The 14,012-nt window shown below is 31.2% G+C and carries 9 protein-coding genes; 3 read left to right on the top strand and 6 right to left on the bottom strand.

Annotation, left to right across the window (positions count from 1 at the left end; genetic code table 11):
* Positions 1-231 precede the first annotated feature (231 nt).
* The gene (locus tag GYX91_RS10060) at positions 232-3,057 is read left to right on the top strand and encodes an HAD-IA family hydrolase (protein ID WP_174830739.1); all 2,826 of its coding nucleotides are present in this window, start codon (positions 232-234) and stop codon (positions 3,055-3,057) included.
* A gap of 60 nt (positions 3,058-3,117) precedes the next feature.
* Here the strand turns inward: GYX91_RS10060 and rfbC are convergent, their stop codons facing one another.
* From rfbC to rfbB, 3 genes are all read right to left on the bottom strand, one after another.
* Positions 3,118-3,696, bottom strand: coding sequence for a dTDP-4-dehydrorhamnose 3,5-epimerase (gene rfbC / locus GYX91_RS10055; RefSeq protein WP_037394667.1), 579 nt, complete (start codon positions 3,694-3,696; stop codon positions 3,118-3,120).
* Between the two features lie 2 nt (positions 3,697-3,698).
* A complete protein-coding gene (rfbA, locus tag GYX91_RS10050) occupies positions 3,699-4,589 on the bottom strand; it encodes a glucose-1-phosphate thymidylyltransferase RfbA (RefSeq protein WP_174830738.1) in 891 nt (296 codons plus the stop codon).
* Positions 4,590-4,655: 66 nt separating this feature from the next.
* Entirely contained in the window at positions 4,656-5,729 is a 1,074-nt protein-coding gene (gene rfbB / locus GYX91_RS10045; protein WP_110414704.1) for a dTDP-glucose 4,6-dehydratase, read from the bottom strand.
* 206 nt (positions 5,730-5,935) lie between these two features.
* On the opposite strand from rfbB, the gene GYX91_RS10040 reads away from it, so the two are divergent.
* Positions 5,936-6,985, top strand: coding sequence for a hypothetical protein (locus GYX91_RS10040; protein WP_174830737.1), 1,050 nt, complete (start codon positions 5,936-5,938; stop codon positions 6,983-6,985).
* Positions 6,986-7,033: 48 nt separating this feature from the next.
* Here GYX91_RS10040 and GYX91_RS10035 read toward each other — a convergent pair whose 3' ends face one another.
* From GYX91_RS10035 to GYX91_RS10025, 3 genes are all read right to left on the bottom strand, one after another.
* Entirely contained in the window at positions 7,034-8,056 is a 1,023-nt protein-coding gene (locus GYX91_RS10035) for a glycosyltransferase family 2 protein (protein ID WP_174830736.1), read from the bottom strand.
* A gap of 1 nt (position 8,057) precedes the next feature.
* On the bottom strand, positions 8,058-10,187 hold the full coding sequence (locus GYX91_RS10030; protein ID WP_174830735.1) for a hypothetical protein: 2,130 nt from the start codon (positions 10,185-10,187) through the stop codon (positions 8,058-8,060).
* 297 nt (positions 10,188-10,484) lie between these two features.
* A complete protein-coding gene (locus GYX91_RS10025; protein WP_084550289.1) occupies positions 10,485-11,489 on the bottom strand; it encodes a hypothetical protein in 1,005 nt (334 codons plus the stop codon).
* Between the two features lie 498 nt (positions 11,490-11,987).
* On the opposite strand from GYX91_RS10025, the gene msbA reads away from it, so the two are divergent.
* A complete protein-coding gene (gene msbA, locus GYX91_RS10020) occupies positions 11,988-13,775 on the top strand; it encodes a lipid A export permease/ATP-binding protein MsbA (RefSeq protein WP_037394684.1) in 1,788 nt (595 codons plus the stop codon).
* The last annotated feature ends 237 nt before the right edge of the window (positions 13,776-14,012 follow it).

Genomic DNA, 14,012 nt, shown 5'->3' with positions numbered 1-14,012 from the left:
TAAATTTTTTATTTATTGTCTTGTAAATAAAAAATTTTTCACATAAAATTTTCTTATATAAAAATAAATTGAAATTAATAGTATTGTTTTTGTTAATGTTTGAATTAATTATAAAAATTAGGGGATGTGTTAACCCCATAAACTGAGATAGTTATAGGAAAGTGAGAGAAATATTTAATTTTATACACTTATCAGACTATTTCAGTTATATCAAACATACAAAGGTCGAAAGTGAAAAAAAAAATTAAGAAAGCAATACGAAATTATTTTAGAAAACTTTATTACATATTCCCAGAACGGTGGCGACCGAATTTATTAGCTTGGGCAATCAAAATTCATCCAAGCTGGTTTAAAAATCATCCAAAAGTATTAAATAAAAAAATTTATTATGGAGATGAAATATTACTGTTAAATATTGATATATATAAATATAAACCAGTACTAAAATCATATAAACTTGCAATTCATTGTCATATTTTTTATATAGATTTAATATCTGAATTTATAGACCATTTATCAAAAATACCTTTTAGATTTGATTTATTTGTTTCTGTACCGGATAAGGATTCTCAGCAACGATGTCAAATATATATGAGTAAATTAAAAAATGCATATGAAATTAAAATAAAAATAGTTCCAAATCGTGGTCGTGACCTTGCGCCAATGTTTGCAGAGTTTGGTCAGCAATTAAAGCAGTATGATTATCTGGTACATTTACACAGTAAGAAATCGATATATAACAAAGGGGTTACAGATGGTTGGCGTTCGTATCTTTTTAATTCGATGTTTGGTTCTGCGGCAAACATACAGAAAATTTATTCATTATTAATAGAAAATAATAATTTAGGTATAATTTATCCGCAAATTTATCATCGGCTACCTTATTTTGCCTGTACTTGGTTAGCAAATAAAAGCCAGGGGCAAAAGTTATTAACTCGTATGCAATTACCAATGATAAATGGTTATTTCAATTATCCGGTTGGCTCAATGTTCTGGGCTAAAACGAATGCATTAATGCCTTTATTTGATCTCAATTTGAAATGGGAAGATTTTCCAGAAGAACGAGGACAAACAGATGGAACATTGGCACATGCACTTGAAAGATTGCTAGGCATTGTACCTCCTTTAACCGGTTACAACTCAGTAATTACTCAGGATTTAAAGTATCCTGCCTGGTCATCCTTCCGGATTGATACCCAATACCTGACACGAGACATACAATTTTATAAATCAAGAATTAACAAAGAGAAAGTAAAAGTAGTTGCTTTTGATATATTTGATACCTTATTGGTAAGACCACTTTTAAATCCTGATCACACAAAAAAAATAATATCCCAATATCTTGATGATGAATACAGAATGATTTTTAAAAAATATCGGGTAGTTGCGGAAACTCAGGCCAGAAGTAGTAAAGGTAAGGATGTTTCATTAAATGAAATATATGTCCAGTTTAAAAATTTATCACAACTTACAGATAATCAGGTTGAGCAAATAAAAAAAATTGAGGAAAGGGTTGAACTGGCTTCAGTCAGTCCCCGTTATGACGTAATTGAATTAATGCAATTTGCTAAAAATATAGGGAAAAAAGTTATTTTAATTAGCGATATGTTTTTATCAAGGAAAATAGTTGAGAGGATGTTATCCCAGCATGGAATTACTGAATGGCATAATTTATATTTATCTTCAGAAACCGGAGTTCGAAAGGATACTGGAGAGCTATATAAATACATGTTAAACAAAGAGGATATCACTGGTCGCGAAGTAGTGATGATTGGTGACAATGAACGTTCGGATATACAATTGCCTACGGATGAATTTGGAATAAAATGTATTCATATTCTGAGGGCTGCGGATTTGGCATGTGCACTGCCTGACTATTTTAAAATTATAAAAAGCGATTTAAATCAAGATAATATTAATAATGAATTAACAATAGGCTTATTAGTCAGAAAAAATTTAAACAATATATATGGGTATAATAACTCATCAGAAAAATTCAAATTATTTAGCTCAAATCCTTATCAGTTAGGTTATAACGTATTAGGGCCTGTAGTGAGTGCTTTTTGTCAATGGCTGATTGAGCAAGCTCAGACAGATCATATTAATGAATTATATTTTTTAGCCAGAGAAGGTAAGCTTGTTAAACAAATTTATGATTTGTGGAGTTCACCGCAAAAAAATACTCCTCAAAGCCATTATCTGCAAGTTTCTCGTAGATGTGTAACAGTACCGGCTATTAATTCTTTTGAGGATATTATTGATATTGCAGAGAAAAACTACTGTGAAAATAGTATTCAAAATTATTTGATTGAACGATTTGGCTTAAGTCTGGATGCTGAACGTTGGAAAAAAATATATCAAAAAAATTTATGGGATAAGGATAAAAAATTAATTATAAAACAAAAACAAATTGATCATATAAAGCCTTTATTAGAATACCTGCAAACAGATATTTTAAATCTGGCACAAACTGAAAAACTGCCTTTAATGACATATCTGAAAACATCCGGTCTCTTTTCAAGTAAAAATTCTGCAGTTGTAGATGTAGGGTATTCCGGGACAATTCAACAAGCATTAAATAAACTATCGATGCAGCCAATTCATGGTTATTACTTTGCAACAATTATCCCGAATATGAAAGGATTAACAAAAGATATTAAGATAAAAGGCTGTTATGTAAATAATTTAGCAAATCTGTATCCTGATTCTCAAATTTTTGCTCGAAGTTTTGAGTTAGAAAAATTATTAAGTGCTGATGATACTCAAATTATAAAATATTGCATTAATGATGATATGCTAAAAGCAGACTTTAAAAATCTGTCCGATAGAGAACTGGCAACTCGGCCAATACGAAATGCTTTACAACAGGGTGCTATAGATTTTGTGAAGGATGCGGTCAATCTTCGTAAAAATTTTTACTTTGATTTTAAACCTTCTTTGTTTATCGCCGACTCTTTATATAAAGACTTTTGTTTAACTTTAAGAATTAAAAAAAATAAAGTTTTAGAAAATTTAATTCTGGATGACGATTATTGTGGCAGAGGTTTGGTTAGTTGATACGATTAGTATTGGATTAAGAAAAAATAAAAGGATTAATGATTTAATCCTTTTATTTGCTTAAAATAAATCGATTTTGTTATCTATCAGTTTCTTAAAATTTGGAGCATTATTGTCTTTATCTGTTTGATTTATTGACATATCGTTTTCAATCGGCCAATTAATAGCTAGATCTGTATCATTCCATAACAGATTGCGTTCGCATTCTTTAGAATAATAATTGGTGGTTTTATATAAGAATTGAGTATTATCTTCTAAGGCAATAAAACCATGTGCAAATCCAGCGGGTATCCAGAATTGCCGAAGATTCTTTTCAGATAGTTCGACTCCCACCCATTGACCAAAAGTTGGAGATGATGTCCGTATATCCACAGCGACATCCCATGCTTTTCCACTGACTACTCTTACAAGTTTTCCTTGAGCATGTGGATTTATCTGATAATGCAATCCACGGATTACGCCTCTATGTGAAATTGAGTGATTATCTTGTACAAAGTTTACAATTGATTGATTATATGAAGATAGAATGGAATTAAAGGTTGTCTGGTTAAAACTTTCCATAAACCAGCCACGATTGTCTGCAAAAACTCTGGGTTCTAAAATCAACAGATCTTTAATCTTAGTCTCAATCACATTCATATTCAGGCTTTCCTAGAAAATTCACTATATAGTTTTAATAGATATTGACCATAATCTGTCTTTTGAAAAAGTTTGCCGCGTTTAAACAATTGATCTAAATCTATCCATCTATTATTAAAAGCAATTTCTTCAAGACATGCTATTTTTAAACCTTGTCTTTTTTCAATTGTCTGAACAAAACAGCTGGCTTCAATCAGTGAATCATGTGTACCAGTATCCAGCCAGGCAAAGCCACGTCCAAGTATTTCAACATTTAATAATTTCTTATTTAAATAAGCATTGTTAATATCGGTTATTTCGAGTTCACCTCTGGGTGAAGGACGAATACTCTTGGCTATCTCAATAACGTCATTATCATAAAAATACAATCCTGTAATTGCATAATTTGATTTTGCTTCATTCGGTTTTTCCTCTATGGAAAGTGCTTTTCCATGGGTGTCAAATTCGACTACACCAAATCGCTCAGGATCATTGACATAATAACCAAATACAGTAGCACCTTTTTCTTGTTGTGCTGCCTTTTGTAATTGTGCACCGAAACTTTGCCCGTAAAAAATGTTATCACCCAGAATAAGTGTGACATTATCTTTGCCAATAAATTCTGCTCCGAGAATGAAAGCTTGTGCCAATCCGTCAGGAGATGGTTGTACTTTATAAGATAAATCAATTCCTAAATCTCTGCCGTCACCTAACATTTTTTTAAAATTAGGTAAATCTGCAGGAGTTGAAATAATCATGATTTCTCGTATCCCGGCCAGCATAAGTACAGAAAGGGGATAGTAAATCATCGGTTTATCATAAATGGGTAATAACTGTTTTGATACGCCTAAAGTAATAGGATAAAGTCTGGTTCCGGATCCGCCAGCCAGTATAATACCCTTTCGTTTAACCATTTTTTGTTCCTTGATTATTAATTCAATTAGAATTTAATTTTAAATAAATATTTGGTTTATTATGTCTTATTGCGGGTGGTATTGTTGTTGTATCCATTTCTGATATTCTCCGGTCAGAATATGATTTACCCAATCCTGATTGTTTAAATACCATAATACGGTTTTGCGTAAACCTGATTGAAAATTTTCTTCTGGTTCCCAGCCAAGTTCTTGTTTAATCTTACTCGCATCAATAGCATAACGTACATCATGTCCGGGACGATCCGGAACAAATGTGATTAAATCTTTGTAGGATTTTATCCCAAGTGTTTTATTGGGCGCTAGTTCATCTAGAAGAGTACATATATTTTTTACGACATCAATATTTTTCTGTTCATTGTGCCCACCAATATTATAGGTACTGCCTGCTTTGGCTTTTGTGACAACCTGATATAAAGCTCTGGCGTGATCTTCAACATACAGCCAGTCTCGGATTTGTTCGCCATTTCCATATACAGGCAGTTTTTTTCCTTGTAAAGCATTAAGAATAGTTAATGGAATTAATTTCTCCGGGAAATGGTAAGGTCCATAATTATTCGAGCAATTTGTAATAATAACAGGCAGTCCATAAGTACGGTGCCAGGCACGAACCAGATGGTCTGAACTTGCCTTACTGGCTGAATATGGTGAACTTGGAGCGTATGGAGTAGATTCTGTAAATAATTCTGAACTTAAATCACTAAGATCACCATATACTTCATCAGTTGATATGTGATGGAAGCGAAATAGATGTTGTTTTTCTTCAGGTAAATTTTCCCAGTAATGACGACTTATTTCCAAAAGTTGAAATGTGCCTACAATATTAGTCTGAATAAATTCTGCTGAGCTGGATATTGAACGATCAACATGTGATTCTGCTGCCAGATGCATTACTATATCTGGCTGAAATTGCTTAAATAATTGTGTTATATGTACTTGATCACTAATATCGGCCTGACAAAAATGATAACGTGAATTATTTGCAATGGTGGCTAATGATTCTAAGTTACCGGCATAGGTTAATTTGTCAACATTCAAAATTTTATGGTCAGTTTCATTAATCAGATATCTGATAACTGCTGACCCAATAAATCCTGCTCCCCCAGTGATAAGGATATTCATAAAATTACATTCAAAATTGGTAAAAATGTAATATTTTATAATATAAATTATATCAGGATATAAAAAATTTAAAGTAAGATGGAAAAAATTTATTTAATTAATTTGAGTCATCTTTGTTTAACGAGCAATATAGTTGGTCTGATATTGTTTAAATTTATATTGTATAATGGTTCCGTAAATTTTGTATGGGAGACAAGGTATATTTTATGACAAAAACAATTATTCTGGGTATGCCTAAAAGCCGTAATATTTACTTACAAATCAAAAAAAATCTGGAATTTTACGGGTTTGAGGTTTTGTACATAGATAACTATCCAGAATATATCAAGCATTTTCATTATCAGAGTTTTAAAGATTATTTGTATAATCAGGTGCAAAAGCTATTTTTTAGAAATTATTCATATAAAACAAAATTAAAAGAAAAATTACTTTTATCAAATGCTGAGCGAACGCTAAGTAAAAGGAATTATGAATATGCTATTATTATACGTCCTGATTTGTATCCGGTAAGCTTATTAAACCTGATAAAAGCACATACCAAAAACGAATTTATTGCTTATCAATGGGATGGACTGAGACGCATGCCTTGTACAAAAGATACAATAAATTTATTTGATAGATTTTATGTATTTGATAGTCATGATTTAGTTGATAATAATTATCAAAACTATAAATTGGAGGGAATAACCAATTTTTATTTTGATATGAACAAACCGCAACCGGTGAAGCACAATGGAACAATAGCATATTATGTAGGAACACATGTTTCCGAACGTGTTGCTGACATTGAGTATTGTGCAGCTGAGCTAATTAAGAACGGTATCCAGCTCAAGTTTATTATCCCTACGAGCAATCAGAATAAGATTAATCAATACACTCGCTCTGATTATTTTATTTTTGGTGCCGAAAATGAAGTTGATTTTTCTAAAAACATAGAAATGTTAAACGAAATAGATATTATTGTCGATTTCGTTAATCCACTTCATAATGGTTTATCTTTTCGTTTTTTTGAAGCTTTGTATTACCAGAAAAAATTAATTACTAATAATGTTAATGTATCTAACTATGATTTTTATCATCCTGATAATATCCTTATCTGGCATAAAGATGATCTTTCACAAAAAATTAAAGAGTTTTTATCTAAACCCTTTAGACCGATAGATGATGAAATTGTAAAAAAATATAGTTTTGGTAATTGGATAAAGAATATTCTAAATTTATCCTCATATGATAAAATACGCTTGCCTTTTCAATAAATTAAAATTGAACCATCTAGAAAATATATATGTAGTACGAGATTAATTTTAAATTTTATGTCTCCATTTTCTTATGCACCACTGTAGTTTTGCTGCCAGTCGCTTTAAGGGAAATGATTTTCTTCTTAAATAATAAACATTTCCTTGGATATCGCCGATTTTATGATCTAATTTATTGATTTTTTGTGATAATAAGTTATATTTTTCCATATTATCATTTAACAGTATATGTAAAATACCATAATTCCCCTGATTTTCTAAAATAGATTGACGAACTAAAGAATTTCTAAATTCAACATGATATTTTTGGTGTTTATCTATTGCTGCAATAACCGAATTACCATAATTATTACTGTGATTTGGTCTATGATAATAATAGGCTAAAATCTTATTTAATGTTTTTATTTCACCAGCTCTGAACAATCGTAATATGTAATCCCAATCTCCCAAAACTGGTAAATTTTTGTTGAATTCACCAATTTGTTTAGCAACGCTCATTCTAATAAGTAAGCATATCGGAGGAGATACATTATTTTTTATTAAAGTTGTAATATCAACCTGATCATGCCAGTTAGGCCATCGCATTGTACCAAGTTGAATGGATTTATCTTCCTGAATTTCCTCATTAATGATAATACAATTTGTTAATACAGCAACAGCTTGTTGTTCAGTATTGAGATAGGCAACAGTTTCTTTTAAAAAATCAGGGTGCCAGGCGTCATCGTCATCGTGTACGACTAAATATTCTTCATTAGCAATATTTAGACCGCAGTTAGATGCTGCTTCCATCCCTAAGGAATAATTATTATGTATTACGGTAATTTTATGGTTTAAATCTATAAAATTCAGATCAATTAATTGATTAACGGGGCTGGTATCACCTCCGTCATTAACCAGATATAAATGCCAGTTTGTATAGCTTTGTTGAATAACGCTTTCCAATGCCCGAGCTAATAATACAGGGCGATTTTTGGTCCGCATGATAATTGCTACTGAATTATCATGTTTTATATTGTTTAGTTGTATATCAGACCAACTTTTAATTGGGTATAGGTTTTCGTTAATAGTCATATTAATTCATCAAATAATTTTTAATTAATTCAGGATATTTATCAAAAAATTTAGTTGCTATTCTATAAATTTCAGGTTTTATCTTGTTCTTATTAGCTTTCCAATGTCCTATAACCCCACATGGCCAACCGCCTAAAGTAAGTAGTCGTGTAACATCTTTTTTCTCTGCAGGAATTTCCTGTGGTATGAGATAGTATGATGTTTTATGGTCATTCAATGCGCAGTGACTGATTTCGCCTAAATATTTTTGTTCATTTTGGTTCGGTGTAATACACACTTGTAAAATAGCTGCTGTTGCAACAGAAGTAGTAATCCATTCAGTACCAATTCCAAAAAGATTATTGTTATGAATCCAATTTGTGATGGTTTGAATCGTACTTTGTTGAAATACATTAATTGTTTTATTAAACTGATTGACGTAGATATTTTCTGAATCTTGTTTTAATACGGGCTCATAAGTATTTGAATCAGAATTTTTAGTAAATTTTGAAGTTGTCTGGTGGTTGGCTGAATGAAGATTTTCAAGAATATTTACAGAATTTTCTAAAAGTAATTCTTCACTTGGCCGCTGAAACATATTAAAAAAAGCAGATTTCATTATACCATTTTTGTATAATCGACCTGGTGCACTGTGATTAAATAAACCATAATAAAATCCGTATAATTTTTGTTTAATACCTTTATGTTCCCGGAAATAAGTTAATGCAGTTTGTAATGTGCCATTCCAGCCTAAATCAATAATAGCAATACGTTTTTCTGGATGAAATAATCCTTCCTGCTCATAATAGGCCATTGCATCCGTATAATGGTTTTTGTAAATTGAGAATAAATACGGTGTTAATTCGTACTGAATGAAATTTTTGATTTCAGCAATTTTTTCAAAGTCAAAATTCTGATTTGAATTTCCAAATTTGGATTTAAATTTGGTTTTTGATAATATATTATTCTGAATACCAATTCTATCAAAAAATATTTTGTAAGATTCACCTTCTCTTATAGATTCATTAATGATTAAATCTAATGAAGAGTTTGATAATTTTCCAGTATTCAGAATATCCATATAAAATATAGGGTAGCGTAGAGCTTGTCGCGATAAGTATAAATAACTTGAAGTGGTTTGATGATTTTTATCCATATCAAGAATATTCCATACTTTATGAATAATTTGAGCATCCCGAGCACAAAAATATATGTGATCTATTTGATATTTTGTTATCTGCTGGTCTAGCCATGAAATAAAACTTTTCAATAGTACGGAACCAAATGTACAGCCTAAATTAGACCAGAAGTCAGATTCCTTATTTTTTTCTTTTACTATTACTTTTTGAGATAATTTATTCATTTTTTGAAGCAGAGAAAAAGGAACTAAATCTGGTGATAATTGTGCTCCTAATCTTCTTTCACTAATGAAGCGTGTATAGGAGAAAGTTTTGATGTTATATTGTTGTGGCTGAATTACATCAGCATGGAGATTATCACCAATATGGAAAATTTTTTTATTTCCACTATGTTTTAGTACTTCTTCCCAGATTCTGCCACTGTGTTTTGTCTTCATTATTTCAGAGGAAACAAATAATTTTCCATAATCAGATATTCCGGCTTGCAGGAGTAATTCTTCAATAAATTGTTTTGAGAAATATGTATCAGATACAAAATAAATTATTTTATTTTGTTCCTGCAGTTTGTTAATGAGGGAAAGATTGTCTATTACCGGTATTATGCTGGATTTTTCTGTATTCAGCTCTATATTTTTAGCTAAGTTTAGTTCTTTCTCTTTACCTGAATAAAATGATAACATTTGGGAATAGATATTATCTAATGTTACTTCTTCCTGAAACTCTTTGGCTGCATAATATTTTCTGCTGGTTTCTTCTGCTATAAGACGATTTTTTGCGAAATCAGGCAAAGAAATATTTTTTTCAATTAGTATTCCTTCAACACAGGCAAACAGATCAATAGGACATTCAAACAAGCGGGTTAATACAGTGTCGAAAATATCAAAAGATATAATCGGGAAATCTTCTGTCTCTTTTAATAGTTGCTCTATGTATTTAATATCTATTTCTGCATTATTTTGGGCGTAATAATGATTAACTGAATTTAATAAAGAATTTAGATTTGTTGTATCCATAATAAACGCTATTTTAATTCCTTGGGCAATTAATATTTTTTGTTGTTAATTAAATAAATTATTGTTCTTTATATTGTTAACTTAAGTTATTTTTTTATAAATTTAAATCTGGATTTATATATATTTTGTAAATTAAATACCAGTTAAATAATTGATTTTAATAAAAATTAAAATGAATATTTATTTCAAATATTATTGTATTTAATTTCAGTTCGGAATTTTAAAGACTGTCACTGGCAAAATTTATCTGGTGTTACAAATTTCAGACTAAATTCTGAATGAGTCTATATATTTTAATTATGAATTTATACCTAAAATATTTTCTATCCAGTTTTTAAAACTGTATTTCGCAACTATATCCGGATTTATAGGACTATATGGTTTCATAAGAAAGTTATTTATCTCTCCTAAATTTTTATCGTCCCAAATGAATATATTATTCGGATGATAAAAATCATAATATTGAATGTGTTTGTTGGTGGTGATTATTTTTTTTTTGTAGTAAAGTGCTTCAAAATGGCGGAACGATAAACCGTTATGATCTGCAATAACAAAATCTACCAGGATATCCGCTGTAGAGACATTTTTTAAGTTATCTTGATAAGATAGGCGATTTTTTTTACCAAAAGTAAGATATTTTGATTTATAACATTTAATATCACTTTTTTTGCTCGTAGGTATTATAAATTTAATACGGACTCCATTTTCCGCAAGTTTTTCGGCACATTGCTCTATCATGGCAACGCGACTTTTCTGATGGTCACCAATATAGTAAGCTTCTAACTTATCATTTTGGACATAATCCGGCTTTATAACATCAAAATAGAAATTAGTAGTACTGTACAGTTGATGATTTTGGTAGTCAGGGTTATTTAAATCGGTATGATCAAAAATAAAAAATTGATCAAATAAATGAATAATATTTTTTACTGGAAAGCGTTTTAGTCCATCCCATTGATAGCCAATAAATCTTTTTTTAGTATGCTTTTTTAATAAAGCTAATACCTTTTGCGGAAAGATATCTGGCCGGATAACTAAGGCATAGTCATAAAGATTATCTGCCAGAAGTTGTTTTGCTTTATAAAAACTTTGTTGTTCTCGTAGAGTTTTTTTATATGTCTTACTCTGGGTGATATTTTTATGCAGAAAGTGATATATACGTTCCCAAATACTGTTATATTTGAATTTCAGTACACTATCTAATCGTAAAACTTGATATCCGTGAAATTGAAGGTTTTTTTCAATTAATTCAACTATGCCATTGCTTGGTGGCATAGCTAATATGATGGTTTTACGAGTCATGAATAAAAACTGATTTAGATGTTGATAACAATTAAAACTGCTAAATGTAAAGAATTGGGTTTATCCAATCAATATATAGAATAAATTTATATTTTAATTCAAATTTAAATATCATATGTGTTTTGATTATTCTTTTGGAGTAAAAATATATACAATATCTATTAAAAATTGTTTGAATTAAACAGTATTTGTTATCTATATGTAAATTGAAGTCGGTAAGATCAGTACTTAGTTTGTCTCAACTGATTTAAATTTCATTGATTTGATAGTGAATTTTTGTACTGGAGAGAATTTTTTATCAGGTATTTTATTCAGATTGTTTTCGATTTGATAGAATACAAGTTGTATGTGACTTTAGAAATTGATAATTGGTATAGGTTTTAGATTGATAGTTTGCTGAATTTAATGGATTTATGCCGTTTATGATGAGATAGCGACAGGTAATTTCATCGACACTGTGTTTTATTTTGTTTTGTATTTGATTGTTCTGGGAAGCGAATGAAAAAAAGTAAAAAGGCTGATGCTTTTTCACCGCATAATCTTTATAAAAGATTATTTCCGTATATGCGCGGGCTGGTAAAGTATTTTTTTATTTCTGTATTGGCAATGGTTGTCGTAGGTGTGACAGGTCCCCTTTTTGCTTATTTGTTAAAGCCGATCATTGATAATGGTTTCGTTGACAAAAATATCGAAGCTATGAAATGGGTACCATTTGAAATCATCGGTTTGTTCATTTTTCGTGGGGTTGCCAACTATATAAATGAATATACCAGTGCTTATATTTCTAATCAGATGGTCCAGGTAATTCAGCGTGATTTGTTTGCAAAAATGATGATGTTACCTGTGAGTTACTATCAGGAAAACAGCCGCGGGCGCATGATGTCGCGCATTACCAATGACGCTAAAGGAATAACGGCTGCCGGTTTTGATGTGATCACTGTCTTTGCCAAAGATGGTGTGACTGTTTTGGGACTTCTGATTTGGTTGTTTTATCTTGACTGGCAATTAACACTGATCACTTTTGTTACCATTCCATTAATTGCGTGGTGTGTAAGGGTTATTAATAAGCGTATTCGCCGATTAGTTACTAAAAGTCAGAATGATCTTGGTCAGGTCATGCAAATTTTGTCTGAATCAATTGATGGTACAAGGGTTGTACGCATTTATGGTGGTGAACAGTATGAACAGAGTCGTCTGGAAAAAACCAATAAGGCTCTGCGTAGTCTTGCTGTAAGACGTCAGTCGTATACGTCTATTGGCAGTGCAGTAACACAACTGTTAATTGCCACATCGTTATCAATTATTTTATACGTTGCTGCTAAAAGAGCCAGTCATGCAGGCTTTACTGCCGGTGATTTTATGTCTTTTCTGTCAGCTATGCTGATGATGTTTGATCCGTTAAAACGGATTACCAATATGTCCAGTGTTTTGCAGGCCGGACTGATGGCTGCAGATAGTGTATTTCACTTTCTGGATGAACCAGAAGAAAAAAATCAGGGAAAAAAGCAGCTGACTGCTCCTATTGGAGATATTGTTTTTCAGAATGTAACATTGCGTTATCAGCATGCGGATAAAAATGCGATAGATCATTTAAACCTGACAATTAAACAGGGTAGTGTGGTTGCGTTAGTAGGGGAGTCTGGTTGCGGTAAAACTTCTACAGTAAATCTTATCCCGCGATTTTACGATACGACCAGCGGACATGTAAGTATAGGTGGTATAAATGTTGATGATTTTGAATTGAAAAATCTTCGTTCCAAAATGGCATTAGTTAGTCAGGATGTTGTTTTATTTAATGATACTATTGCGAATAATATTGCTTATGGTTCGCCACATGCTACAGAGGCAGATATTATTCAGGCTGCGAAAGCTGCTAATGCCTGGTCATTTATCAGTAATATGCCTGAAGGCTTAAAAACTGAAGTGGGTGATCAGGGGATGAAGCTGTCCGGAGGTCAGCGACAGCGTTTGGCAATTGCACGGGCATTGTTAAAAGATGCGCCTATTTTAATTCTTGATGAGGCAACTAGTGCTTTGGATACTGAATCAGAACGATTAGTGCAGTCTGCTCTGGAAACACTAATGAAAAACCGGACCACAATTGTGATCGCGCATCGCTTGTCGACTATTGAAAATGCCGATAATATTGTGGTGATGCATCAGGGGAAAATTGTCGAGCAGGGTAAGCATGCAGACTTACTGGCAAAAAATGGACGTTATGCATTCTTACATCGGATGCAGTTTGGTGAAAACCGCAATTCAGCTGAAGATAAATCATTAAATTAATAAATTTAAGAGTGTTTAAAATTTGCCTATATTGTTTTTATTTATTGGTTTATATGTTGAAAAGTAGCAGAAATATTAGATTTTCAGTACTTTATTCATAATAAATCTATAAATAGATTGCTAACCGGATACCATGATTGTAGAAATAATGGTATCCGGTATTAAATTTAAATGCATTAATTTCATTCAATTCGATTAATATCTAAAGCAAAAAGATTTACTCATATTCAGTATGAT

Source organism: Snodgrassella sp. ESL0304 (genome assembly GCF_013344995.1).
Lineage (GTDB): Bacteria > Pseudomonadota > Gammaproteobacteria > Burkholderiales > Neisseriaceae > Snodgrassella > Snodgrassella alvi.
This window is presented reverse-complemented; position numbering and strand designations above follow the sequence as displayed.